We start from the raw sequence: 23,149 nt of genomic DNA, 5'->3' as shown, positions 1-23,149 counted from the left end.
CCTGTTATGTAAAAAGCCTCGCCTTTCGACGAGGCTTGGCCAAAATCAGCCGGCGATATAGGCCTTGATGTGTTCGGCCTCCAGTTCGATCTCGCGGATGCGCGACTTCACCACGTCGCCGATCGAGATGATGCCGGCGAGCTTGCCGTCCTGCTCGACGGGCACGTGGCGGAAACGGCCGGAGCTCATCATTCCCATCAGTTCATCGACGGTTGTTTCGTCCTTGCAGCGCTGCACCGCAGTGGTCATCGCCGACTTGACCGGTTGATCGAGCACGGCGGCGCCCTTGCTGGCAACGGCGCGCACCAGATCGCGTTCCGTGAAGATGCCGACGATGCGACCTTCCATGCCGGTCACTACCACAGCACCGATCTTCTTGTCGTTGAGAATCCCGGCGACTTCGAGCAGCGTCTTGTCGGGACCGACGGTCACCACGTCACGCCCCTTTGCATCCAGCATGTTCTTAACGACTATTGCCATGGCTCTCTCCTCGCAACCAGTTCGGCTTGGACATTGTCCGTTCCCGAAAAGCAAAGCGCCCGGGTGGAGGAACCGTCCCTGCACGTATGCGGAAGTGTAGAGCGAGGCGGGAAAGAGATCAAGGACGCGCGAGCGGCATCACGCGGCGCGGCAAAGGATCGAAGAAACCGAACAGCAGGAAGCCAAACAGGAATCCGCCGATATGCGCGTCCCAGGCGATCGGTCCCATATCCGCGCCGAACAGCGTCACCCCGAAGGCGATCAGCAGGTTGCCGGCGAACCACATGGCCGTGAAGATCACCACCGTGCGGTTGCAGAAGGAGCCGAGGATCGACTGACGCGGATAGAGATGGCCGTGGGTTCGGTCATAGCCCCGACGTTCCGGGAAGGCGAAACGGCAGGCGGCCCCCATCAGCGCCGAGACGACCCCCGACGCGCCGATCAGCAACGTCTCGTTGCCCCAGTTGAGCGCGGCGTGGAAGAAGGCGGCGGCCACCGCCGAGAGGATCCAGAAGATCACGTAGCGCAGGGTGCCGATCCGTCGCACGACCGGCGCCCCGAAGGCCATCAGCCAAAGCGCGTTGAAGAGAATGTGTTCGATGCCGCCATGCAGAAGCGAGTAGGTGACGGGCGTCCACGCCCATTCGAAGCCCTGCTCGCCGAGCGGGTAGACGTAACGCAACGGCGTGAACGCCAGATTGACGACCATATAGGCGCGCGTATCCTCGTCCAGCACATAGTCCTGCACGATGTAGATGACCGCAAGCAAAGCCAGCGTCACGACAAGGCTCCGCGGAAGATTGAAAATCGGCTGCGAGCGCCCGGCGCCGTCGTCCGCCTCGGGCTGCTCGTTTGCCATATCCGGCCCGTCGTTCATGCCAGCCCCTTCTGTCTTCTCATTCCCTGCCGAATGGCCGACAGCCATATAGGAGCGGTCGTTCAAAGGAAAGCGCACCGGGATCACAGTCACGCCAGCGCATCGGCAGGTCATGGATCGTTAACCATGATCCCCTTGCCGTGGCATGGATTTCGCTCCTGGATAAGGACCAGCCGCGCATGAGGCGCGATCTGTCTCGAAATGCAACAGGTAACATGAATGCGCAACCAGGCCAGCCGGGCGATCTTCGACTACTGGATCAATCTCAAGCACGACGGGGCAGTTCCCCTCAAGACCGAGATCGATCCAGCCGCCTTGCGTCATCTTCTCCCGCATCTTTTCATGGCTGCCACTGACCCTGCCGGCACGCTGGCATTCCGCCTGGCCGGTACCCGCATGTGCGAGTTGTTCGACCGTGAATTCCGGGGCCAGGCTTTTGCGAATATCTGGCCGGAGACCGATCACCGGCAGCCGGTGGAAATCGCCCGCAACGTCATTCACTCGCAACAGCCGGCGCTTCTGGACGTTCTCGCCTCGAATGGCCACATCCGCCATGCCTATGAGATGTTGCTTCTGCCAATCCGATCGGTGGAGACGGCGGCGAGCGACCGCATTTTCGGTGCCCTGCTGCCCCGGCTCTCCCCCTATCCCGTAACGGCAACGCCGGCCGCTTTCCTGACGCTCGAGAACTGGACGTTCCTGACCGGCAGCGATTCGCATTTCGGCGTACCGGTCACAGGCGATCACGGGATTTTCCACAACACGCAAGGTCGGTCTCCGTCCGACCGCCCTCCCTCATGAGACGAATGCAGGTCGCGGTAGATGGCAGCGTTGTCTTCCAAAACCTTCTGTTAACCGCGGCGCGATAATACTCTTAACGATAGACTTAGAAGAGAAAAGCTCTCTCAAATGTATTCATTTCAGCCGGCTCATACTTCATCGACACCCAGTGTTCCCGCACAGCGTTCCTTTCAGCGCGTGTCCGTCAATATTCCGGGCCGGCTGATGCTGGCGACGCATGAGGAATTTCCCTGTAACGTCGTCGACATGTCGCCGGGCGACGTCAGCTTTGCCTGCGTCGGTCGCCCTCTCGTCGGCGAACGCGTGATTGCCTATCTCGATCATATCGGCCGGCTGGAAGGCATGGTCGTCAGCGTGTCGGACAGCGGTTTCGTGATGTCGATCAATGCGACGGACCGCAAGCGCGAGAAACTGGCCGCCCAACTGACCTGGATCGCCAACAAGCATGAACTCGGCCTGCCGGAGGATCGCCGCCATGACCGCCTGGCGCCGCGTGTTACCCGCACGGAGATCACGCTCGACGACGGGCGGCGTTACGCCTGCCGCATCGTCGACCTTTCGCTGTCCGGTGCGGCCGTCGATATCGATATCCGCCCGGCGCTTGGCACACCCGTCCGGCTCGGCAACATGCGCGGCCGCGTCGTTCGCCACTTCATGGAAGGTGTGGCGATCGAGTTCAATTCGATCCAGTCGCGCGAAACGCTGACCGAATTCCTTTAAAAGCATTCTTTACCTTCGCCATCCGGAAGCGTCCCGTTCGGGGCGCTTTTTTTGTTGTCGGCCTCCGCCAACCGTCCCATTTCGTTGCTGGACAGACCGGAAAATGCCGCGTCTTGTGCCGAAACGGGCTTACATTCAAAAAAATGTCTCCTTTCGGCACTTTTTTTGGGGCCGAGAATCGACCTAGGTGGGCCCAATTTGACTGTGGTGCACCCTCACTTTGCCCTTTCCCCTCGTGCTCGAACACAACCAACCGCCGCCATTTCCGGCTTCCCGACGCTTCGGCGGCTGTTCCTGACGTTCGCAAGAAGTGCTTGAGTTACAGTTGGATAGCGGGAAAACGGCGTTGCCGTCCGTCGCCGATAGAGCGCATTTAATGAAAACCAATGGCAAATTTGCCTCGAATTTTATGAAAGTTCGAGATGTATTTGATCTGTGTTTTAGGCGAATTGAATTCAAATAAGATATTGATTTTACTGCGATATTTTTCAGTCGATCAAGCCCTGTCTGGCAGTGTTCTTCCCACAACGGGGAGACATAAAAATGAAGTACAGCAAGGGACTGGGCCTCGCCGCCATCACCGCCGTCGTCGCAATCTTTACCGCCGGAAGTTCGTTCGGCATGCCGGCCGGCTCAGTGCGTGTTCTCGGCCAGGCCAATCCGCCGCTCGGCCATTACGAATTCTGCAAGACCTATGTCAGCGAATGCGCCGCGACCTACAAGGACGCCGGCCCGCTGGCGCTGACCGAAGACAAGTGGCGTACGCTTCTCGACGTCAACTACACGGTCAATTCCTCGATCACGCCGATGACCGATCAGGACATCTACGGTGTCGAAGAGCGCTGGGCCTATCCCCGCACCGTCGGCGACTGCGAAGACTTCGTGCTTCTGAAGCGTAAGATGCTGATGGCGAAAGGCTTCTCGCCCTCCGACCTGTTGATCACCGTCGTGCTGCAGCCGAATGGCGAAGGCCATGCGGTGCTGACAGTCCGCACCGATCGCGGCGACTTTGTGCTCGACAACATGCGCAACAAGGTCATGGTCTGGTCGGATACCGAATACACCTTCCTGAAGCGCCAGGCGAACGACGATCCCGCCCGCTGGGTCAAGCTGCAGGACGGTCGCGCCACCGCCGTCGGCTCGGTCGGCCAGTAATCAATCTGCCTATCGACAAGGAGACCGCGGCGATCCGGGCCGCGGTCAAGGGCACGACCGCACATCAGCGAGCGAGCGCCCGAACTGTCCCGAATTTGATTTGCTTTACGAAGCGTTAATCATAACGATCCAGACTGCGATCGATCGCTTGGCCTCTTCCCGTATTCCTGTTCCGTTCCGGCGCTGGCGAATTCCCTCTCGGATGAGAACATGGAGCGCACGTCATGGCAGGTCCGACCCGGAACCTCTCGGCTGCAGAAGAAGCACCTCTCCTGTCCAACCGCTTCGTCTGTCGGCTGACTGTCGTCATCGCCGTCCTTGCTCTGTTGACGGCGGTGATCAGCATCAGTGGGCATTGGTTCGGCCAGCGTATCGCGCTTGCCGGCCATACCGACAGCACCGAGGAATTCCTGATCCGGATCGGCCAGGACGAGATCAAGCTTCCGGCCAACACGATTCGCTTCCGCGACCAGCGCCGGGCCGGTATCGCCGAGCGCGTCGACCTCTATCTCACATGGCCGGAGTTCGAAGGTTACAGCGCCGGCCTGCGGTCGCGATTCGATGATGTCGCCCAGTCTTCCTCATTGATTTTCCTGCAACTATCCCAGAGCACCATGTCGCGCGACATGTCCGGCCGGCTGGAGCCGATATACTCCAAACTGTTCGACGGCGAGCCGCAGCAGGCGGCCTTCGGATTGACGCTACACCGGCTGCGCGGGGACTCGGGCTATGGCAGCGAAATCGTCCTGACGGGACGGGTCGCCGGTGCGCCGGATTACGTCGTGCGCTGCGTGCTGCCGGCCACCGGCGAAAAGGCGACCGGCGGCGACTGCCAGAGAGATATCCACATCGGACAGGACCTGACGATACTTTATCGCTTCTCCAGCGCGCTTTTGAGGGATTGGCAACATATTGATGCCGCAGTTCGCCTCTTTGTCCAAAACCGGTTGGCGAAATAAGCCGCCACGGACGGTCGGATCCAAGCCTGAGTTGATGTCTAAAATGCAGCATATCTAAGCAAGCTGCTGTTCATCATAAACCTCTTGGTAACGCTAATCCCCTAGATTGACGGGTAACGGTCGTGGCGGGGGCGCGTCCGGATATGACTAACTTGATGCAAGCGATGAGTGCGGCAGTGTCGAAAAAAATGTTCTCTGCATTCCCTTCCAAGGGCGATGCGACGGTTCCGGGACGTTTCCTCGGATTTCTCTTCACATTGGCTGTGGCGATTTCGATATTCTCGACGCCGGCTGCCGCCGGTCCGAAATACGCCGGTATCGTGGTCGACGCCAAGACCGGCAAGGTTCTCTATTCCGAGGATCCGGATGGCCTGCGTTATCCCGCGTCGCTTACCAAGATGATGACGCTCTACCTGACTTTCGAAGCGCTTGAAGCTGGCCGGATCAGTCTCGACACGCAAGTCCCGGTCTCCGCTCATGCCGCATCCGAGCCGCCCTCCAAGCTCGGCGTTCGTGCCGGCGGCTCCGTCTCGGTCGATCAGGCCATCCGCGCACTCGTCACACGCTCCGCCAACGACATCGCCACCGCTCTCGGTGAATTCATCGGCGGCTCCGAAGAGCGCTTTGCATCGTTGATGACCGGCAAGGCGCGTGCGCTCGGCATGACCCGCACCACCTATCGCAACGCCAACGGCCTGCCGAACACGGCGCAGATGACGACGGCGCGCGATCAGGCCCGTCTCGGCATGGCCCTGCGCCAGCACTTCCCGCAGTATTACGGCTACTTCGCGATCCGCAGCTTCAATTTTGGCAAGCAGACGATCGGCAATCACAATCGCCTCGTCGGCAACGTCAAGGGCGTCGACGGCATCAAGACCGGTTACACCCGCGCCGCCGGCAGCAATCTTGCAACCTCGGCCCAGCTCGACGGACGTTCGATCGTCGCCGTCGTGCTCGGCGGCCGCTCCAGCGCTGCCCGAGACGCGACGATGCGCAAGCTGGTCGCGGAGTATCTTCCGGAGGCGTCTCGTGGCGGCAGCAGCAACCTGATCGCCCAGGTGGCCCCGGCTGCGCCCGCGCCGTCCGTGCCGGTCAGGTCCGTTGCGCCGGTTACAGCATCCCAGTCCGACGCGCGCCAGATGGCCGCCCTCGACCTGCCGCCGAGCGGTCCCCTGCCGGGCGCCCGTTATGCCGAGCAGCAGGCTGCAGCCGCATCGGCCTATGCAGCGGAGCCGGAACAGAAGAAGGTCATCACCCAGGCGATGAACTCGGCAATGGCCGGCGTCTCCGCCGTCCCGACGCCGGCTCCGGAATATATGCCGGCCAAGGCCGAGGTGGCCGTGGCGCACCGGGCGGCCCGTTCTTCCGTCGATGAGGTGACGACCGCTTCCACTAAGGCCTCCGTCTCCGCGACATCCGCGAAGCCCTCGTCCGAGGCGTCGATGGCGTCGAACGGCTGGGTCATTCAGATCGGCGCATCGCCGAACCAGAAGCAAGCTCAGGATCTCCTGCAGAATGCGCAGGATAAAGGCGGCAAGGTATTGCGTTCCGCCAAACCCTTCACCGTCGCCTTCAGCAACAATGGCGAACAGATCTACCGTGCCCGCTTCGGCGGCTTCGACGACCAGAAGACGGCCATCGATGCCTGCAACGTGCTGAAGAAGAAGGGCATCAGCTGCTGGGCGTCGCTTCAGTGAGCGTCGCCGGCGGCGATCAAGGAAATACCCGCGCCGGGTTTTCGGCGCGGAGGGATCTCGAAAGTAACGCGTAGACGGGGTTTCCGATGGCAATGAATGAAAACAGCGCAGAACTGGCCTTCAGGCCGGCGCAGAAGTCCAGAGCGAAGGGCGTCGCCCTCAACCCGCTTCACGAGGCGGCCATGCGGCTTGCCGGTCTCGGCTTGAACCGCTCCAAGGAAAAGACCCGCGACCTGGTTTCCATGCTGCTCAGCCATGGCGCCCGCGCCTGGCGTCACTCCCAGCCGGAAGCCAATGTCCACCTGCATATCGGCATCCGCGCCGGCCGTGCGCCGGTTCGCATCAAGCTTCGCTGATCAGGATCGAGCAGAGCGGATCAGCCAAGCCTTGCCGTTATAGAAGTCCAAGATCGGCGAGTTCTCGCCGCAGATCTTCCGGAAGCGCCGCAACGTCCTCGCCCAGTTTACCGAGGTCGCGCGGCGCTTCCTCGTTTTTCAGATACCGCCATCCCTGGAAGGGTCGCTTCGGCTGCGGCGCAGTCTCGATGACCTCCGGCCCGAGCACCAGCTGGCAGCGCTGGATGCCGTCGCCGCCGGTGACGGTGCGGATGTCGAGCAGCTTCTGCCGCGCCATCACCTGCCCCTTGATCACCCAGTAGAGCGATCCGTCGTCGAGCAGTTCCTCCATGCGCTTCGGCACCATGCGGGTCGTATGGATGCTGTGCGGCTCGAGGCCGGCAGCCATCGCATTGAGCGACCGCTCGGCGACCCAGTCCTGGAGATCCTGGATCGAATCGGCGCCGACGCAGAGTTTGATGAGATGTAGAGCCATGGTTTTGTTGAAGACCCATCCGCACGTGAGGTCAAGCGTTTGCTCGGTTCACTCCACAGCGCGGACGGTTCAGCACTCGACGACGTTGACGGCGAGGCCGCCGGTCGAGGTTTCCTTGTATTTCTCGCTCATGTCGTTGCCGGTCTGGCGCATGGTCTCGATACAGGCGTCGAGCGGCACGAAATGCGTTCCGTCGCCCTTGATGGCGAGCGACGCGGCCGTGACCGCCTTGACGGCCCCGAGCGCGTTGCGCTCGATGCAGGGCACCTGCACGAGGCCCGCGATCGGATCGCAGGTCATGCCGAGATGGTGTTCCAGCGCGATCTCGGCGGCGTTCTCGATCTGCTCCGGCGAGCCGCCCATGACAGCCGCAAGGCCTGCCGCAGCCATGGCGGCGGCCGAGCCCACTTCGCCCTGACAGCCGACTTCGGCGCCCGAGATCGAGGCATTGTGCTTGATGATGCCGCCGATGGCAGCGGCCGTCAGCAGGAAGTTGTGGACGTCGGCCTGGGTCGCGTCCTCGTGGAAATGCAGGTAATAGCGTACCGTCGCCGGGATGACGCCCGCGGCGCCGTTGGTCGGTGCCGTCACCACCCGCCCGCCGCCGGCATTCTCCTCGTTGACCGCCATCGCATAGACGCTCAGCCAGTCGTTGGCGAGCAACGGGTTCAAGCGGTTGCTGCGCCATTCCTCGTTCAGCTTGTCGTGGATCGACTTCGCGCGGCGCTTCACCTTCAGCCCGCCGGGCATGATCCCGTCGACCTTGAGGCCGCGGTCGATACAGCTCGACATCGCTTCCCAGATGCGGTCGAGACCGGCATCGAGTTCGGCGGAGCTCATCTTCGTTTCCTCGTTGGCGCGCTTCATCTGCGCGATCGTCAGGCCCGAACCGCGTGCCATGTCGAGCATCTGCCTGGCGGAGGCGAAGGGATAGGGAATACGCGCATCGCCTGCCGATTTCCTAGGCGTACGCATGGCCTCCAGCTCGGTATCGGTCACCACGAAACCGCCGCCGATCGAATAGTAGATGCGTTTCAGGAGAAGCCGGCCGTCGCGGTCCAGGGCGGAAAAACTCATGCCGTTGGCATGGCCCGGCAAGGGCTGCTTCTTGTCGAAGATCAGGTCGGTCCGCGGCTGGAATTCGTAAGCCGGATGGCCGGGCGGGGCGACGCGGCCGCTGCGCTCCACTTCGCTGATGATCTCGTCCATCCTGTCGGGATTGACGGAGTGCGGCTCCTCGCCGACCAGGCCCAGTATGACCGCCCTGCCCGTTCCGTGACCGATCCCGGTGAACGCTAGCGAACCGTGCAGGCTCACCTTCAGGGCCGCGACATGCGCGCCGGTCGGCCGCGGCCAGTCGTTGGACAGAATGAGATCCAGGAAGCGGTTGGCGGCCGACATCGGTCCCATCGTGTGGGAGCTCGACGGACCGATACCAATCTTGAAAACGTCGAAAACGGACAGGAACATGGGAATCCGTGCGGTGATACTAGGATGGGCAAGCCTATGTCAGACCGCCGCCGTGTCTCGGCGGTTGCCCGACATCCGGTGAACCGGCCGCGACATGGTCTTAAATAGAAACGGCGCGGTACGAATACCACGCCGAGGACCGAAATTCTGGAATTTCACTGAGACGGTCAGATAGCGCCGAAAAGATACGCGAGGGCCAAGGCACCTGCAAATCCTACCAGCGCCTTGAAGGTCACGCCCCAGCAGGACTTCTGAACGGTATCTTCCATGTCGTCTCCAGGTTCTTGCCGCATTGATTAACGTCCGCTCCGGGTCGTCATGGCTAATGATCTATTAAAATCCCGCCGCCTGCGCAATCCAAAAATGGCGGAAACATGGCGGAGATCCAGGCTGGTCATGCTCGCAACGCCTGCCCAGCCCTAATAGTTCCCTTCCGGATGCAGGAGGCTTGCCGCCGAAACCGAAACAAAGCATGACGGGACGGATCAAGACCGATTCCGACGGTGAGGCCTATGACGAACGCTGATTATGTTGCGCTTGCCCTCTTTGCCGTGCTTTGGGCCCTTTATTCCTGGGTCACCGCCGGCGCCGGCTCACGGCTGTTTCCGCGCGCCAGCCTCAACCGGGCGATGGCAGAACGGCGGAAGGACTGGATCTACAACTCGCTCCGCCGCGACCTGAAGATGATCGATACTCAGATTTTGGCGGGTCTGCAGAACGGCACCGCCTTCTTCGCCTCGACGTCGATCTTCGCGATCGGCGGCTGTTTCGCGCTGCTGGGCGCCACCGAACAGGTGGAAGCGGTCTTCCGCGACCTGCCCTTCGTCGCTTACGGCGGCCGCACGGCCTTCGAACTCAAGGTGGCCGGCCTCACCTTCCTGTTCGGGTATTCCTTCTTCAAGTTCGGCTGGTCCTACCGGCTGTTCAACTACTGCACCATTCTTTTCGGCGCCCTGCCGATGATGCACGACACCCATGCCGACCGCGCTGCTGCCGAACGTGCCGCCGATCAGGTGGTGCGGATGAACACGATCGCGGCCGGTCATTTCAATTCCGGCCTGCGGGCACTGTTTTTATCGGTCGGCTATCTCGGTTGGTTCATCGGGCCCTATATGTTCATCGCGATGACCCTTGTCGTGGTCGTCGTGCTCACCCGCCGCCAGTATTTCTCCGAGGCCAGGCTGGCGATCATGGACCGCGGGACGCCCTGACATTTAATCCGGAAAGACAAGCAGTGACTGGTGCCGAAACCGAAAATCACGCCCCGCGGAGACCCCGCATCACGCTGATCGATACGCTGCGCGGCGTCGCGCTCATCGCCATGGCGACCTATCACTTCACCTGGGATCTCGAATTTTTCGGCTATGTCGATCCCGGCACGGCGACCCAGGGCGTCTTCAAGGTCTATGCTCGCGCCATCGCCAGCTCCTTCCTGTTCCTGGCGGGCGTCAGCCTCGTTCTCGCGCATTTCCCGGCGATCCGCTGGCAATCCTTCTGGAAGCGTTTCGCCATGGTCGCGGGTGCCGCGCTCGCGATCAGCATCGCGACGCTGATCGCCTTTCCGGGCGAATGGATCTATTTCGGCATCCTGCACAATATCGCGCTGTCGAGCCTGATCGGCCTCGCCTTCCTGCGCCTGCCCCCACTTCTGACCGGCGCGATTGTCGTTCTGGTCATTGTAGCAATGATCGTCGACTACAGCCTTGTGCCCGGCGCCCTAGATTCGGCCCTGTTCGACGCCCGTTACCTGAGCTGGCTCGGCTTTGCCGAAATCCCGCCCCGCTCGAACGACTATGTGCCGCTGTTTCCCTGGATCGCCGCCCTGCTGGCCGGCGTGGCGGTCGCGCGGGTCGCGCTATCGCGGAACTGGCTGCCGAGGCTCGCCGCCGTCCAGACGCAGCCGAACCTGCTCTCGACAGCCGGCCGCCACAGCCTGATCGTCTATCTCGTCCACCAACCGGTGCTGATCGCGCTCGTCTATCTCTTCTCGCTCGTGCACCCCGCCCCCCCGCCCGACCCGCGGATCGGCTATGTCCGAAGCTGCGAAGCGGGCTGCACCGGCCAGGGCAACGACCGCGGTCTCTGCCAGAAATTCTGCGGCTGCACGGCCGACAAGCTCATCGCCCAGTCGCTGATGACGCAGCTGCAATCCGGCACCATCGCGCCGCAGGACGAGCGGGTGCAGTCGCTCGCCGAGCAATGCTCGATCGAGGCGCAATAGCCGGGTTTGTGGAAGATCAGGTCCCGACGCCGATTTCGGCAAGCCGGGTCAGGCAGGCTTCCTCGACATTGTCGAGTTCGCTCAGCGTGTCGTCGATATCCTTGCGTTTCTGCCGCAGGTCGTTGCGCTTCTCGTCGAGGCGCGTCATCAGGAGTTTGAGCTGCCCCAGCTCTCCCGGCGGTTCCTTGTAGACCTGAATGATTTCGCGGATCTCGGCGATCGTGAAGCCGATCCGGCGGCCGCGCAGGATTTCCTGGATCAGCCGGCGATCCGTTGCCCGGAAAAGCCGCGTGCGACCCCGGCGTTCGGGGTGGATCAGCCCCTCGTCCTCATAGAAGCGCAGCGTGCGGGTCGAGACCCCGAATTCACGCGTCAGCTCCGTAATGCTATAATATTTGTTCACGATCATGTCCTGCTACTCGTCAGTCAAACTAATTGACTTTTACGTAACAGTCAATTTTTGAGGTCAGCCGACCATGAACCACCAGGTCGCGAGACCGAGAAACGAGAAGAAACCGGTCGTATCGGTAATCGCCGTGACGAACACCGCCGACGATACCGCCGGATCGGCCCCGGCCCGGTCCAGCAGCAGCGGGATCATGATGCCGGCCATGGCGGCCGCAAACATATTGATCAGCATGGCGGTGGCGATCAGCCCGCCGATATGGACATCGTTGAACCACAGGCCGGCCACCATGCCGACGAGACAGCCGATCACCACGCCATTGATCAGGCCGACGCCAGCCTCGCGTCGCGCGACGCGCCAGGCATTGTGAATGTCGAGATCGCGGGTCGCAAGCGCCCTCACCGTCACCGTCATCGTCTGCGAGCCGGCATTGCCGCCCATGCCGGCAACGATCGGCATCAGGATGGCCAGCGCCACCACCTGCTCGATCGTCGCTTCGAACAGCGAGATCACCGACGCGGAAATGAAGGCGGTGAACAGATTGACCAACAGCCACGGCACGCGGGACCGCGAGGTTTCGCGGACCGAGTCGGACAATTCTTCGTCGCCGACGCCGGAGAGGCGCATGATGTCCTCCTCCGCCTCTTCCTGGATGACGTCGACCACGTCGTCGATGGTCAGCACGCCGACCAGCCGGCCGTTATCGTCGACGACGGCGGCCGAGAGCAAGTCGTATTGCTCGAAGAGCCGGGCTGCCTCTTCCTGGTCCATGTCGGCCGGAATCGGGTAGTTCGTCTCCCGCATGATCGTCTCGATCTTCACCTGCCGCTTGGCGCGCAGGATGCGGTCGAGGTCGAGCACGCCGAGCAGCTTGAAGGTCGGGTCGATCACGAAGATCTGGGTAAAGCTCTCCGGCAGGTCCTCCTCGTCGCGCATGTAGTCGATCGTCTGGCCGACGGTCCAGAACGGCGGCACCGCGACGAATTCCGTCTGCATGCGGCGGCCGGCCGACTGTTCGGGATAGTCGAGCGCGCGGCGCAGCCTCACCCGCTCGGTGAACGGCAGTTGCGCGAGAATCTCTTCCCGGTCCTCGTGGTCGAGGTCTTCGAGAATGTAGACCGCGTCGTCCGAATCGAGTTCGCCGATCGCCGCCGCGATCTGCGCGTTCGACATCTGGTCGACGATCTCCATGCGGATGTTTTCGTCGACTTCGGTCAGCGCGGTCAGGTCGAAGTCGTCGCCGAGCAGCCGCACGAGCGCGTGGCGCTGGTCGGGCAGGATGGCTTCGAGCAGGTCGCCGAGTTCCGATTCGTGCAGGCGCGCCACGTGGCTGCGCAGGAAAAGCGTGTCGCGATCGGCGATCGCCGCCCCGACCATGGCCAGGAAGTCGGCGCGGATCGAGCCGTCCTCGGAATAGATGTCGTCACCGGCATCGTCGGTCTTTGTGCGCAGGCGGTGATCCTCGCCGATATCGCTCATCTGCCGCCCTCGCTGGTGGTATTTGACAAAAGGAGAATGGCGGCAAAAAACATATTGTCAACAACCGGATAGCCGCATCCGGCGCTATTGCTCATGCCACTGGTTTTCCTGCTAGAACAATTGCCGTTCCGGGTCCAGAGCGCATGGCGAAACGATGCGGAAAAACCCCGAAGGGCAGCGAGAGGAGTTCGAAAAGTGGCCATCCGGACCATCCTGAAATATCCCGATCCAGGCCTGTCCAAGCCCTGCGAACCGGTCACCATCTTCGACGCGAGCCTGACTGCGCTGGCCCATGACCTTCTCGATACGATGCGGGCGGCACCCGGCGTCGGCATCACCGCCGCGCATGCCGGCGTCTTCACCCGGCTCGTGGTGCTGGAACTGTCAAGGGAAACCGGCCCGCGTTTCTACGCCAATCCGGAGATTTTGGTCTCCTCGAACGAGCTCATTCGGCACATGGAAGGCAGCGTCTCCATGCCCGGCGCCAACGACGAAGTGGAGCGGCCTAAAAGGATCCGGTTCCGCTACCAGGATCTCGACGGTGCCGTCCATGAAGAGGACGCCGAGGGTTTCTATTCCATCTGCATGCAGCACGAGATCGATCAGCTCGACGGCATCTTCTGGCTGAAGCGGCTGTCCCGCCTGAAGCGGGATCGGCTGCTGCGCAAATGGGGCAAGGGAAAATAATAAACCCGGACCGAACCAAATCCGCGTTCGCCCGTTGTGAGGTCGCAAGCCCAGCGAGGAGCTACGACCATGAATGCGACAGCAGACAAGACCGCAGCCGAACTCGAACGCCAAGTATCCGAGCGTCTGGCCGCGTTGCCGGACGTCGATTCGTCGACGATCGAACCCCATGCCGAGGGAGCCAAGGTTGTCCTCGAGGGTTCAGTCGATACCGTGTTCTCGGCCAGGAAGGCCGTATTGAGCGCGGAAACCGTGGATGGCGTACATGATGTCGAAAGCCATCTGACCCTGACGGGTAACAAGGATGGCGCATCCACGAGCCATTGAAGCGAGATGCCCGGCGCACCAGCCCTTTTGTGAATTGGGGGTGCGCCGGGTCCATTTGGACTGACAGGAGGTGCTCGTGCCGGGCAAGAAAAAAGCTGACGATATTTCCCGCGAGGAAGATTTCCGCGATTACGATGACCGAAATATCGATGAAGGCTGGCCCTATGACGACGCAACCGGCGCCCGCCCTGTTGACAATGCCGCCTATGGTGATCCCAAGGCCAATTTCGACGCGGAACGCAATCGCGGTTATCAGGTGGACAGCGTCGAGCGCGACGGATCGGAAGAGCGGTTGGTCGACACCATCCGCCCCGGCACGAAGGGGATCGAGGAGGCCGACGATCTCGAAGAGCGGGTCACCGACGCGATCGACGAGCTCGATATGATCGACATGGCGTCGATCGACGTGCATGTGGAGGATGGCACCGTCACGCTCGAAGGAGCCGTCGACGATGCGGCCACCTCACGCAAGATCGCCCGACGAATCCAGCGCGTCGCCGGCGTCCGCGAACTGGTCAACAATCTCCGGCTCGAAGGTGTCGACAGCCACATTCCAGACGACGACTAAGGGGTACGGCTAACCGATCGTCAGCGAAATTTCCGGCGAAGTTTTCAGCGTGTTGCTGACGGTGCAGATTTCCTCCGCCAAATGAGCGATCTGCAGCCGCTGCTCGTCGTCGAAATCCCCTTCGACGCGGAAGTCCACGATGAACCTGGTGATTCTGGAGGGCCCCTCGTGGGCCTTTTCGCCCGTCACATGCACCCTCACCTCAGAGAGCCTGTCGAGAAAGCCGAGCTTGCTCGCGGCGATCCGGCCGCTGAGCACGAGGCAGGCGGCCAGCGACGAAAACATCAGGTCCAGCGGATTGAACCCCGGCTCCGAAGCGCCGGTGACCACTTCCACATGTCCCTCCGTCTCGCTCTTCACCTGCGGGTGACCCACGCGTCCGAGGACGGCGGTCGCACCGATCGGCCGTGTCTTGATCTTCAGCTCGACCATGGGCTTCTCCTTACCTTGCAACATAGGTACCGGGATCAATCCATCAGATAGGCCTGCAATTTCAAGGTCGCATTCGGACTTTTCTCGCTATAGCCGATAACGTCGCAATTCGTCTTGCTGCGTAGCGGCGCCTTGCCATGCAGGAAGTAGCTAGATGTTTTGGCGTGGTAATAGCCGACCACGAAATAAGGGGCCGGTTCGCAACCCTTCTTGAATGTGTAGGCGACGCCGACTGCCTCCCCCATATGCTCGATCCTGCCCTGGAACAGCAGCGTGTTCGGCTGGATTGTGCCGACGATCGATGGCTTGGGATCATGATAGGTGATGAGCCCATACTTGTAGCTGACATGCATGAACGAGTCGTTGTGGATGAACGGTTCGATATTCAGGCTGTCGTTGAGCGGGTGGTCCGTGTCTCTGGTGGAGGCAAGCGCGAAATCCCTCTTCTTGACGTAGGGATTGAATTCCGCGTCCAGGGTGGGAAAGCCCTGCGGGCAGAGCGTCGTCCAGAGATGCGCCAGGGTAAGCCCGCCCGCTGCATTGTTGGGCTCGACGATCGTGCCGGTCTCGTCCCTGAAGCGGAACCGCCCGGGTGCCCTGATATCGTCATGCTTCTCCCAAACGCCGGCGAAGGTGAATTTCCGGCCGCGATGGTCGATGAGTGCGCCGGCATCGCAGTCGGCGCTTATCTCCGCCTTGGTGCTTGCACCGTCCAGGCTGCTTTTGATGCAGTCGTTGATCGCCGTCTTGCCGCGGCCCGCAAACCAGTTCGAGCAGTGGTCGCCTGCATCCTGTCGCGTCATTTCTGCGACGATATGGGCATTGGCCGTGCCAATCCCCTCCGCCACCTTGACGGAAAGCTCCGGCGAATGAGTGTCTGTGGAAATCGTTTCGGCGGAGGCGGCGATGGTGGTTGCCAGAAGGCAGGCGAATACCTGCGCAAAGATAAGCGTCTTCATGTCTTTTCCCCAGATGTCCCAATCGACGGGATTAAGGGAAAAACCTAAAAGGAACGGGAGCTTGGCCGCTAAATTTTTAGCGGCCGGTTCTGTCCGCCGCGATACAGGCAACAAAAAACCCGCCGAAGCGGGTTTTTATTTTGGTGCGGTCGAGAAGACTCGAACTTCCACGTCTTGCGACACAGCGACCTCAACGCTGCGCGTCTACCAATTCCGCCACGACCGCATCGTGGTAGATGCCGACTTGCGCCGGCGGGGCTGCATGTAGCAAAAGCATTTGGGGTGCACAAGTGCGCCGTGACAGATTTTTGAAGGATAAAAACTCTTCTCCCGAATGCCTATATAAACCGGGCTGAAAATCGGCCTCTTGCCGCACCCTTTTGTTTTTGCCAGAAGAATTTCCATGCTCACACGCACCGACCTCAATCTGTCCATGCTGCCCCAAACAGGCTCGCCGCCGGTGCGCTGGCGAATCTCCGATGGCCTGGTCCCTTACGAGGAGGCGGTGGCCGAGATGGAGCGCGAGGTGGCGGCGATCGCCGACGGCCGTGCCGACGAGCTCGTCTGGCTGCTCGAACACCCGCCGCTTTACACCGCCGGCACCAGCGCCGACGCCGCCGACCTGATCGAGCCGGATCGTTTCCCGGTGTTTTCCACAGGCCGCGGCGGCGAATACACCTATCATGGCCCCGGTCAGCGGGTCGCTTACGTGATGCTCGACCTCAAGCGCCGGCGCCAGGACGTTCGCGCCTATGTGGCGGCGCTCGAGGAACTGGTGATCCGCACCCTCGACATGATGAACGTGCGCGGCGAACGGCGCGAGGACCGCGTCGGCGTCTGGGTGCGCCGGCCGGAAAAGCCGCTTCTGCCGGATGGTACGATGGCGGAGGACAAGGTGGCCGCCCTCGGCATCCGCCTGCGCCGCTGGGTGAGCTTCCACGGCCTCTCCCTCAACGTCGATCCGGACCTCTCGCATTTCACCGGCATCGTGCCCTGCGGCATCAGCGCCTACGGCGTGACGAGCCTCGTCGATCTCGGCCTTCCGGTGATGATGGCCGATGTGGATATGCGCCTGCGGGAAGCCTTCGAGGAAATCTTCGGCGCCACGGCCTCCGACCCCGCCGGCGCCTGATCTCGGCTTGAACATTGCCGCCCGCTGTGGTTGAAGAACCCGGTTCCTCGAAAGTGCCGGGCATGCCCTCTTCCACACCTGAAAATCCGCTGAAGGGCATGGCCATCATGGCCACCTGCATGGTCATCCTGCCGCTGATGGATGCCATCGCCAAATACATGGCGACCTTCGAGGCGATGTCGCCCGCTCAGGTGACATTCTACCGGTTCTTCTTTCAGCTGGTCTGCATCCTGCCGCTTGCCGTCTTCACCGGGGCCGCGATTTTCCGGCCGAAGCGCCCCTGGATGAACCTGCTGCGCGGCGTGCTGCATGCGGCAGCCAGCCTGATGTTCTTCGCGGCGGTCAAATACATGCCGCTTGCCGATGTCTTCGCCATCTATTTCGTCGAGCCGTTCATGCTCACCATGATGTCGGCTATCTTCCTGGGCGAAAAGGTCGGCTGGCGGCGGTGGCTGGCGATCGTCGTCGGTTTCGGCGGCGCAATGATCGTCATCCAGCCGAGCTATGCGATCTTCGGCTGGACGGCGCTGCTGCCGGTCGCCTGCGCCTTCCTCTTCACGCTCTACCTCTTCCTCAACCGGGCGATCGGCGAAGCCGATTCGCCGCTCGTCATGCAGACCATGGCGGGCGTCGGAGGAACGCTGTTCATGGCGGCGGCCCTGGTTATCGGGGATAGCGCGGGGGCTGCGGATTTTACCCCATCGCTCCCAGCCTCCTGGCTCGGTCTCATTCTGCTGATGCTTCTCGGCTCGATCTCGGGCTACATGCATCTGCTCGTGGTTCGCGCCTTCCGGCTGGCGCCGCTGTCGCTGCTGGCACCCTTCCAGTATTTCGAGATCATCTCGGCGACCGTGCTCGGTTACGCCCTGTTCGGCGATTTCCCGACCGCCTCCAAATGGCTCGGCATTGCCATCATCGTCGCCTCCGGCCTGTTCATCATCTGGAGGGAGCGTTCCAAAACGAAGCAGGTGGAGCCCGTTTGACGGCGTTGTTTCCCGCCGGTTAACCGCGCTTCTTTTCCGCCTCTCAACTTCTCTCAATTATCACCCACATTCAGTTTCATGATGAAACGGAGAAATGAAGATGAGCGGGTTCCGCTTTTCTTTTCCGGCATGTGTCATCGCCGGGAAGGGTCGGATTGTGGCCGACGATATTTTGATGCTGCGCAAATACGCGTTCCCGGATGGCATTTGCTCCTCCGAAGACGCGCTCGCTCTTCTTGCGCTGAATGATTCCTGTCCCGGACAAAGCGCCGAATGGTCGACCTATTTCGTCGAAAGCCTCACGGCGTATCTCGTGCGCGGCACAGAGCCAATCGGACGCATCGACGACGCGAAGGCCGGCTGGCTGATGCGCACGATCGCCGCCGACGGCGCCGTCCGTTCCGCCCTGGAACTCGAACTTCTGCTGCATGCCATGGAAGTCGCGTCCGATGTGCCGGAAAGTCTCTCGGCCTTCGCGCTCGACCAGATCCGCCTTGCTCTCGAGCCCGGCGCGCGGGGCGCCTACCGTAGCATCCGCCCGGCCTCCGCCGGCATCACCGCCTTTGACCTCACCTATATCTGGCGGATTCTGCGGGGAGCAACGGAACGTGGCCGGCTGATGCTGTCGCCGGTCGAAGCGCTGGTCCTGCGCGGGATCGACGAACTGGCCGATGCCGAGGCCCATCATCCCGCCTGGCGGGAGATCATCGCGGCGGTGACGACATATGAAAGGCCGAAGGAAGTGCTGCGGTCGGGTCCCTGGCTGGTGACCGATGCCGGGCATCGCCTGACGCAGGAGGTGGCGGCCTGACGAAGCGCCGGTCGCGCGCCGTTGCACGGCTGCTCGTTCACATTTTAGCGGTTGGCTAAACCGCCTGGAAAATCAATCGGCCTAATGGTGTCCGTGATGATCGGCCAATGGCGAGCCGACAGGCTCCGAGGTCGCTATGACGCCTACCGTTTCCGCCGTCCTGTTGCTGACGATCAATCTCGGTCTGCTCTGGCTGCTGATGGCCGCGCCCGTCGGCCGCCGCACCATCACGCTGCAGCGGACGCTTGAAATCGCTCCGGAACGCCTGTGGCACGCGTTTCATCCCGGCGGCGAGGAAGCGAGCTGGAACCCTTCGATCCTATCCTCGGGGACGGTAAAGAACCGCGGGGGGATCGAGATCGCCTACAGCCATCCCGATCGCCACGGCGCGCCGATCCGGCGGGTCTTTAAGGTGGAGGAAAATGTCGATAGTACGCAGCGCAGCTACGAGAGCCGTGCACGCGTGGTCGATGACACCGCGCTCGACATTTCCTTCTGGCGCAACTTCGAGGAATACCGCGCCGTGTCGGCCGCGCCCGGCGGTTCCACGATCACTCTCGCCCAGACGGACGACTATCGCGGCCTCGCCGTTTACCTGTTTCGCTATTTCATGATCCGCCGCGAGCTTTCGTCGCTGACTGCCTGGCTGAGAAACGGCCGGCCGAAAACAGGCGGCATAATCGAACACCCGGTCGTCCAGATAGTCCTGGCGCTCCTCTCGACGCTGCTGCTCTGGCCCTTTTTCGGGCTCACGGCGGCAGGCCTGACGATCTCCATAATCCTCACCCTGGTCATCGTGCTGCACGAACTGGGGCACATGGCGGCCTATCGCGCCTTCGGGCATGAACGGGTCAGGATGATCTTCGTGCCGTTTCTCGGAGGTATCGCCATCGGCGGGCGGCCCTACAACAGCCGCTTCGAAGTCGCCACCTGCGCGCTCATGGGCGCAGGCATGTCCGCCTTCCTGGTACCGGTCGTGATTTCAGTCCACGACCTATCGACGGCCCACCTATTGTCCTCGTCCCTGCGTGAACCGGCTCTGGTGTTCCTGCTGATCCTCGGGGCCTTCAACCTTCTCAATCTTCTGCCGATGACCCAGTTCGACGGCGGCCGGGTGCTGAGACAGATCTTTCCGACCCGCAGCCTGCTTGTCACCGGCAGTTTCGGAATCACGCTTTTGATGCTGTGGGTCGGTTACCGGATCGGGCTCTCGTCGACAGCCCTGATCGCGGCACTGGCCGTCTTCACGCTGATGAGCCTGATGGGCATTTCCTCCGCCAAGCCGCGCGAAAGTCTCGATCCCATGCATCCGGGCGAGCGGCTGATGGCAGGCCTCGGTCTTTATGCCGCGGTCGCCATCCATTCCTACGGTATCGTATACGCCTGCGACCGCCTTTTCGGCTGATTACCTGCCGTCGATATCACTTGGCATCGACGTCTCCGCCCATTGACATCAACCCGCCAAGCGGCTCCAAAGGTTACATGAAAAGCGAAAACCCCACATTACCGTCCGGCTATTCCGCCGTACCTCCGGGCAAGATTGCCACTGTCGTAACCTGCCTCGAAATGTTCGAAAGGCCGCGCAGGAAGACCGCGACGGCGCCGGACACGCTGGCCTTGGAACGCTGGCAGTCTCCTGCTCCCGACGCATACCGCGCTCTGTTTCGCGCGGTCGGCGAGAACTGGATGTGGGTCTCGCGGCTTGTCATGAGCGACGACGAACTTGCCTCGGTGCTCAACGATCCGAAGGTCGAGATTTACGCGCTTCTAGACGGCGGCCGCCGGATCGGCCTCCTGGAACTCGATTTCCGGGAGCAGGGCGAATGCGAGCTCGTCTATTTCGGCCTCGTCACGGGTGCGATCGGCAAGGGCGCCGGCCGTTTCATGATGAACTGGGCGATCGAGAGGGCCTGGGCGCATCCGATCCGCCGTTTCTGGGTGCATACCTGCCACTTCGACCACCCGGCCGCCATGCAGTTCTATCAGCGGTCCGGGTTCACGCCCTATGCCGTGATGGTCGAAGTCCTCGACGATCCGCGCCTGACCGGCCTGATGCCCCGCACGACGTCCCCGCACGTGCCCATCATCGGACCTTGATCAGCTCACCGAAATACGACTGCGAACGGCTCGTTCCGGCTTGAGCCGGCCCCCTCGCCTGTGCAAAGGTCGCGCCCGAATCTAAAAAGCCAAGGGAGAGCATCATGGATGTCCGCGCCGCCGTCGCCGTTCAGGCTGGCAAACCGCTCGAAGTCATGACCGTACAGCTCGAGGGCCCGCGCGCCGGCGAAGTGCTGATCGAGGTGAAGGCGACCGGCATCTGCCATACCGACGATTTCACCCTGTCAGGGGCCGATCCGGAAGGCCTCTTCCCGGCGATCCTCGGCCATGAGGGCGCCGGCATCGTCGTCGACGTCGGTCCCGGCGTCACCTCGGTGAAGAAGGGCGATCACGTCATCCCGCTCTATACGCCGGAATGCCGCGAATGCCCGTCCTGCCTGTCGCGCAAGACCAATCTCTGCACCGCGATCCGCTCCACCCAGGGCCAGGGCCTGATGCCGGACGGCACCTCGCGCTTCTCGATCGGCAAGGACAAGATCCACCACTATATGGGCTGCTCGACCTTCGCCAACTACACCGTCCTGCCGGAGATCGCGGTCGCCAAGATCAATCCGGGCGCCCCCTTCGACAAGGTCTGCTATATCGGCTGCGGCGTCACCACCGGCATCGGCGCCGTCATCAACACCGCCAAGGTGGAGATCGGCGCCACCGCCATCGTCTTCGGGCTCGGCGGCATCGGCTTGAACGTCATCCAGGGCCTGCGGCTTGCCGGCGCCGACATGATCATCGGTGTGGACCTCAACAACGACAAGAAGGCCTGGGGCGAACGCTTCGGCATGACCCATTTCGTCAACCCGAAGGAAGTCGACGGCGATATCGTGCCTTACCTCGTCAATCTGACGAAGCGCGGCGCCGACCAGATCGGTGGAGCGGACTACACGTTCGACTGCACCGGCAATACCAAGGTCATGCGCCAGGCGCTGGAAGCGTCGCATCGCGGCTGGGGCAAGTCGGTGGTGATCGGCGTTGCCGGCGCCGGCCAGGAAATCTCCACCCGGCCCTTCCAGCTCGTCACCGGCCGCACCTGGATGGGCACCGCCTTCGGCGGCGCCCGCGGCCGCACCGACGTGCCGAAGATCGTCGACTGGTACATGGAGGGCAAGATCGAGATCGATCCGATGATCACCCACACGATGCCGCTCGAGGACATCAACAAGGGTTTCGAGCTGATGCATGGCGGCGAATCGATTCGCAGCGTAGTGATTTATTGAGCGCGGTTCCGACACGTTCCGGGCTACGCTCCAATGCTGCGAATAGACCTAGGATTTAACTCCGTTTAATGTGAGGAACGCAGAAGATGTACAAGTTCGAAATCTACCAGGACAAGGCCGGCGAATACCGTTTTCGCTTCAAGGCTTCGAACGGCCAGTCGATGTTCTCTTCGGAAGGGTATTCGGCCAAGGCTTCCGCCGTTTCGGCCATAGAATCGATCAAGAAAAACGCACCCGGCGCAGCAGTCGACGACCAGACGACCTCCGTCGCCTGAGCCATATCCTGCGCGTAGCCCGCTGGGCGGGCTACGCTGCCTCCCGTCCTGCGGGAGGTCGCCGGATTGGGCCGGAGTTATCCATTCATGATCTATGTCGACGCCGATGCCTGTCCGGTCAAGCCGGAGATTCTGAAAGTCGCGGAACGCCATGACCTCGAAGTGACGTTCGTCGCCAATTCGGGCCTGCGGCCGTCTCGTGATCCGATGGTTCACAACGTCATCGTCTCGGCCGGTTTCGACGCCGCCGACAACTGGATCGCCGAGCGCGCCGGACCCGCCGATATCGTCGTTACCGCCGACGTGCCGCTGGCGGTACGCTGTGTTGCATCGGGCGCGCTGGTGACCGGCCCGACCGGCCGGGTCTTCGACGAAACCAATATCGGCATGGCGAGCGCCATGCGCGACCTTGGAGCGCATCTGCGCGAGACCGGAGAGAGCAAGGGCTATAACGCCGCCTTTTCGCCGCGCGACCGCTCGAAATTCCTGGAAACGCTGGACAGGCTCTGCCGCCGCGCCAAATCAGCCACGTGAGCGATCGGAAAACCCG

27 protein-coding genes and 1 tRNA gene are annotated in these 23,149 nt (G+C 61.9%); 19 read left to right on the top strand and 9 right to left on the bottom strand.

From position 1 onward, the window contains the following. Positions 1-45 precede the first annotated feature (45 nt). Entirely contained in the window at positions 46-480 is a 435-nt protein-coding gene (locus GQ59_RS14590) for a CBS domain-containing protein (protein WP_037082333.1), read from the bottom strand. A 118-nt stretch (positions 481-598) separates the two neighbouring features. Further along, positions 599-1,357, bottom strand: coding sequence for a rhomboid family intramembrane serine protease (locus GQ59_RS14585; protein WP_037082330.1), 759 nt, complete (start codon positions 1,355-1,357; stop codon positions 599-601). A gap of 219 nt (positions 1,358-1,576) precedes the next feature. On the opposite strand from GQ59_RS14585, the gene GQ59_RS14580 reads away from it, so the two are divergent. From GQ59_RS14580 to GQ59_RS14555, 6 genes are all read left to right on the top strand, one after another. After that, entirely contained in the window at positions 1,577-2,158 is a 582-nt protein-coding gene (locus GQ59_RS14580) for a PAS domain-containing protein (RefSeq protein WP_037082329.1), read from the top strand. 108 nt (positions 2,159-2,266) lie between these two features. Next, positions 2,267-2,878 (top strand): PilZ domain-containing protein, encoded by a 612-nt coding sequence (locus GQ59_RS14575; protein ID WP_037082326.1) that lies wholly within the window; start codon positions 2,267-2,269, stop codon positions 2,876-2,878. A 543-nt stretch (positions 2,879-3,421) separates the two neighbouring features. After that, positions 3,422-4,033 carry a transglutaminase-like cysteine peptidase gene (locus GQ59_RS14570; protein ID WP_037082325.1) on the top strand — a complete coding sequence of 204 codons (612 nt, stop codon included), beginning with the start codon at positions 3,422-3,424 and terminating at the stop codon, positions 4,031-4,033. 224 nt (positions 4,034-4,257) lie between these two features. Then, on the top strand, positions 4,258-4,992 hold the full coding sequence (locus GQ59_RS14565; RefSeq protein ID WP_037082322.1) for a hypothetical protein: 735 nt from the start codon (positions 4,258-4,260) through the stop codon (positions 4,990-4,992). A gap of 188 nt (positions 4,993-5,180) precedes the next feature. Further along, complete coding sequence (locus GQ59_RS14560; protein ID WP_432762585.1) at positions 5,181-6,689, top strand: SPOR domain-containing protein; 1,509 nt, start codon at positions 5,181-5,183, stop codon at positions 6,687-6,689. Between the two features lie 86 nt (positions 6,690-6,775). Next, positions 6,776-7,045: a hypothetical protein gene (locus GQ59_RS14555; RefSeq protein ID WP_037082317.1), complete on the top strand. Its 270-nt coding sequence runs from the start codon at positions 6,776-6,778 to the stop codon at positions 7,043-7,045. Between the two features lie 37 nt (positions 7,046-7,082). On the opposite strand, the gene GQ59_RS14550 is transcribed toward GQ59_RS14555, so the two are convergent. Both GQ59_RS14550 and GQ59_RS14545 read right to left on the bottom strand, forming a co-directional pair. Beyond that, positions 7,083-7,520 carry a DUF1489 family protein gene (locus GQ59_RS14550; protein ID WP_037082314.1) on the bottom strand — a complete coding sequence of 146 codons (438 nt, stop codon included), beginning with the start codon at positions 7,518-7,520 and terminating at the stop codon, positions 7,083-7,085. 69 nt (positions 7,521-7,589) lie between these two features. After that, positions 7,590-8,990: an L-serine ammonia-lyase gene (locus GQ59_RS14545; RefSeq protein WP_037082312.1), complete on the bottom strand. Its 1,401-nt coding sequence runs from the start codon at positions 8,988-8,990 to the stop codon at positions 7,590-7,592. Between the two features lie 512 nt (positions 8,991-9,502). Here GQ59_RS14545 and GQ59_RS14540 point away from each other — a divergent pair. Together GQ59_RS14540 and GQ59_RS14535 are read left to right on the top strand one after the other, a co-directional pair. Next, a complete protein-coding gene (locus GQ59_RS14540; RefSeq protein ID WP_037082310.1) occupies positions 9,503-10,201 on the top strand; it encodes a DUF599 domain-containing protein in 699 nt (232 codons plus the stop codon). A gap of 23 nt (positions 10,202-10,224) precedes the next feature. Then, the gene (locus tag GQ59_RS14535) at positions 10,225-11,211 is read left to right on the top strand and encodes a heparan-alpha-glucosaminide N-acetyltransferase (RefSeq protein WP_037082308.1); all 987 of its coding nucleotides are present in this window, start codon (positions 10,225-10,227) and stop codon (positions 11,209-11,211) included. A gap of 16 nt (positions 11,212-11,227) precedes the next feature. Here the strand turns inward: GQ59_RS14535 and GQ59_RS14530 are convergent, their stop codons facing one another. Next, positions 11,228-11,620 carry a MerR family transcriptional regulator gene (locus GQ59_RS14530; protein ID WP_037082306.1) on the bottom strand — a complete coding sequence of 131 codons (393 nt, stop codon included), beginning with the start codon at positions 11,618-11,620 and terminating at the stop codon, positions 11,228-11,230. Positions 11,621-11,677: 57 nt separating this feature from the next. Next, entirely contained in the window at positions 11,678-13,096 is a 1,419-nt protein-coding gene (gene mgtE, locus GQ59_RS14525; RefSeq protein WP_037082303.1) for a magnesium transporter, read from the bottom strand. A gap of 195 nt (positions 13,097-13,291) precedes the next feature. On the opposite strand from mgtE, the gene GQ59_RS14520 reads away from it, so the two are divergent. The 3 genes from GQ59_RS14520 to GQ59_RS14510 all read left to right on the top strand — a co-directional run bounded on the left by GQ59_RS14520 (position 13,292) and on the right by GQ59_RS14510 (position 14,678). Continuing rightward, positions 13,292-13,783 (top strand): peptide deformylase, encoded by a 492-nt coding sequence (locus GQ59_RS14520; RefSeq protein ID WP_037082301.1) that lies wholly within the window; start codon positions 13,292-13,294, stop codon positions 13,781-13,783. A gap of 69 nt (positions 13,784-13,852) precedes the next feature. After that, positions 13,853-14,110: a BON domain-containing protein gene (locus GQ59_RS14515; RefSeq protein WP_051903954.1), complete on the top strand. Its 258-nt coding sequence runs from the start codon at positions 13,853-13,855 to the stop codon at positions 14,108-14,110. Between the two features lie 76 nt (positions 14,111-14,186). Continuing rightward, positions 14,187-14,678, top strand: coding sequence for a BON domain-containing protein (locus GQ59_RS14510; protein ID WP_051903953.1), 492 nt, complete (start codon positions 14,187-14,189; stop codon positions 14,676-14,678). Between the two features lie 9 nt (positions 14,679-14,687). Here the strand turns inward: GQ59_RS14510 and GQ59_RS14505 are convergent, their stop codons facing one another. The 3 genes from GQ59_RS14505 to GQ59_RS14495 form a co-directional block, all read right to left on the bottom strand. Then, complete coding sequence (locus GQ59_RS14505; protein ID WP_037082296.1) at positions 14,688-15,110, bottom strand: OsmC family protein; 423 nt, start codon at positions 15,108-15,110, stop codon at positions 14,688-14,690. 35 nt (positions 15,111-15,145) lie between these two features. Beyond that, positions 15,146-16,069 (bottom strand): hypothetical protein, encoded by a 924-nt coding sequence (locus tag GQ59_RS14500; RefSeq protein WP_037082293.1) that lies wholly within the window; start codon positions 16,067-16,069, stop codon positions 15,146-15,148. Positions 16,070-16,210: 141 nt separating this feature from the next. Further along, positions 16,211-16,295 (bottom strand) — tRNA-Leu (locus GQ59_RS14495). Positions 16,296-16,472: 177 nt separating this feature from the next. Here GQ59_RS14495 and lipB point away from each other — a divergent pair. From lipB to GQ59_RS14455, 8 genes are all read left to right on the top strand, one after another. Beyond that, on the top strand, positions 16,473-17,201 hold the full coding sequence (lipB, locus tag GQ59_RS14490) for a lipoyl(octanoyl) transferase LipB (RefSeq protein ID WP_037082291.1): 729 nt from the start codon (positions 16,473-16,475) through the stop codon (positions 17,199-17,201). Between the two features lie 62 nt (positions 17,202-17,263). Further along, positions 17,264-18,184: a DMT family transporter gene (locus GQ59_RS14485; RefSeq protein WP_037082290.1), complete on the top strand. Its 921-nt coding sequence runs from the start codon at positions 17,264-17,266 to the stop codon at positions 18,182-18,184. Between the two features lie 175 nt (positions 18,185-18,359). Continuing rightward, entirely contained in the window at positions 18,360-18,995 is a 636-nt protein-coding gene (locus GQ59_RS14480; protein ID WP_152564326.1) for a hypothetical protein, read from the top strand. A 136-nt stretch (positions 18,996-19,131) separates the two neighbouring features. Continuing rightward, entirely contained in the window at positions 19,132-20,400 is a 1,269-nt protein-coding gene (locus GQ59_RS14475) for a zinc metalloprotease (RefSeq protein ID WP_037082287.1), read from the top strand. A gap of 77 nt (positions 20,401-20,477) precedes the next feature. Then, on the top strand, positions 20,478-21,092 hold the full coding sequence (locus GQ59_RS14470; protein WP_037082286.1) for a GNAT family N-acetyltransferase: 615 nt from the start codon (positions 20,478-20,480) through the stop codon (positions 21,090-21,092). A gap of 104 nt (positions 21,093-21,196) precedes the next feature. Then, the gene (locus GQ59_RS14465) at positions 21,197-22,324 is read left to right on the top strand and encodes an S-(hydroxymethyl)glutathione dehydrogenase/class III alcohol dehydrogenase (RefSeq protein WP_037082284.1); all 1,128 of its coding nucleotides are present in this window, start codon (positions 21,197-21,199) and stop codon (positions 22,322-22,324) included. 86 nt (positions 22,325-22,410) lie between these two features. Next, a complete protein-coding gene (locus tag GQ59_RS14460) occupies positions 22,411-22,599 on the top strand; it encodes a YegP family protein (protein WP_037082283.1) in 189 nt (62 codons plus the stop codon). A gap of 87 nt (positions 22,600-22,686) precedes the next feature. After that, complete coding sequence (locus GQ59_RS14455; protein WP_037082281.1) at positions 22,687-23,133, top strand: YaiI/YqxD family protein; 447 nt, start codon at positions 22,687-22,689, stop codon at positions 23,131-23,133. Positions 23,134-23,149 lie beyond the last annotated feature (16 nt).

It is taken from the genome of Neorhizobium vignae (assembly GCF_000732195.1).
Lineage (GTDB): Bacteria > Pseudomonadota > Alphaproteobacteria > Rhizobiales > Rhizobiaceae > Neorhizobium > Neorhizobium vignae.
The sequence above is the reverse complement of the archived record's forward strand: the minus strand, read 5'-3'. Positions and strand labels throughout refer to the sequence as shown.

Excerpts from the sequence above, each read along its gene's own strand:
- GQ59_RS14585 (WP_037082330.1), bottom strand. The coding sequence starts at position 1,357 with ATGAACGACGGGCCGGATATGGCAAACGAGCAGCCCGAGGCGGACGAC.
- GQ59_RS14570 (WP_037082325.1), top strand. The coding sequence starts at position 3,422 with ATGAAGTACAGCAAGGGACTGGGCCTCGCCGCCATCACCGCCGTCGTC.
- GQ59_RS14550 (WP_037082314.1), bottom strand. The coding sequence starts at position 7,520 with ATGGCTCTACATCTCATCAAACTCTGCGTCGGCGCCGATTCGATCCAG.
- GQ59_RS14515 (WP_051903954.1), top strand. The coding sequence starts at position 13,853 with ATGAATGCGACAGCAGACAAGACCGCAGCCGAACTCGAACGCCAAGTA.
- mgtE (WP_037082303.1), bottom strand. The coding sequence starts at position 13,096 with ATGAGCGATATCGGCGAGGATCACCGCCTGCGCACAAAGACCGACGAT.
- GQ59_RS14475 (WP_037082287.1), top strand. The coding sequence starts at position 19,132 with ATGACGCCTACCGTTTCCGCCGTCCTGTTGCTGACGATCAATCTCGGT.
- GQ59_RS14470 (WP_037082286.1), top strand. The coding sequence starts at position 20,478 with ATGAAAAGCGAAAACCCCACATTACCGTCCGGCTATTCCGCCGTACCT.
- GQ59_RS14480 (WP_152564326.1), top strand. The coding sequence starts at position 18,360 with ATGCTGCGCAAATACGCGTTCCCGGATGGCATTTGCTCCTCCGAAGAC.
- GQ59_RS14465 (WP_037082284.1), top strand. The coding sequence starts at position 21,197 with ATGGATGTCCGCGCCGCCGTCGCCGTTCAGGCTGGCAAACCGCTCGAA.
- lipB (WP_037082291.1), top strand. The coding sequence starts at position 16,473 with ATGCTCACACGCACCGACCTCAATCTGTCCATGCTGCCCCAAACAGGC.
- GQ59_RS14560 (WP_432762585.1), top strand. The coding sequence starts at position 5,181 with ATGTTCTCTGCATTCCCTTCCAAGGGCGATGCGACGGTTCCGGGACGT.
- GQ59_RS14565 (WP_037082322.1), top strand. The coding sequence starts at position 4,258 with ATGGCAGGTCCGACCCGGAACCTCTCGGCTGCAGAAGAAGCACCTCTC.
- GQ59_RS14485 (WP_037082290.1), top strand. The coding sequence starts at position 17,264 with ATGCCCTCTTCCACACCTGAAAATCCGCTGAAGGGCATGGCCATCATG.
- GQ59_RS14575 (WP_037082326.1), top strand. The coding sequence starts at position 2,267 with ATGTATTCATTTCAGCCGGCTCATACTTCATCGACACCCAGTGTTCCC.
- GQ59_RS14545 (WP_037082312.1), bottom strand. The coding sequence starts at position 8,990 with ATGTTCCTGTCCGTTTTCGACGTTTTCAAGATTGGTATCGGTCCGTCG.
- GQ59_RS14505 (WP_037082296.1), bottom strand. The coding sequence starts at position 15,110 with ATGGTCGAGCTGAAGATCAAGACACGGCCGATCGGTGCGACCGCCGTC.
- GQ59_RS14540 (WP_037082310.1), top strand. The coding sequence starts at position 9,503 with ATGACGAACGCTGATTATGTTGCGCTTGCCCTCTTTGCCGTGCTTTGG.
- GQ59_RS14555 (WP_037082317.1), top strand. The coding sequence starts at position 6,776 with ATGGCAATGAATGAAAACAGCGCAGAACTGGCCTTCAGGCCGGCGCAG.
- GQ59_RS14455 (WP_037082281.1), top strand. The coding sequence starts at position 22,687 with ATGATCTATGTCGACGCCGATGCCTGTCCGGTCAAGCCGGAGATTCTG.
- GQ59_RS14460 (WP_037082283.1), top strand. The coding sequence starts at position 22,411 with ATGTACAAGTTCGAAATCTACCAGGACAAGGCCGGCGAATACCGTTTT.
- GQ59_RS14590 (WP_037082333.1), bottom strand. The coding sequence starts at position 480 with ATGGCAATAGTCGTTAAGAACATGCTGGATGCAAAGGGGCGTGACGTG.
- GQ59_RS14580 (WP_037082329.1), top strand. The coding sequence starts at position 1,577 with ATGCGCAACCAGGCCAGCCGGGCGATCTTCGACTACTGGATCAATCTC.
- GQ59_RS14500 (WP_037082293.1), bottom strand. The coding sequence starts at position 16,069 with ATGAAGACGCTTATCTTTGCGCAGGTATTCGCCTGCCTTCTGGCAACC.
- GQ59_RS14530 (WP_037082306.1), bottom strand. The coding sequence starts at position 11,620 with ATGATCGTGAACAAATATTATAGCATTACGGAGCTGACGCGTGAATTC.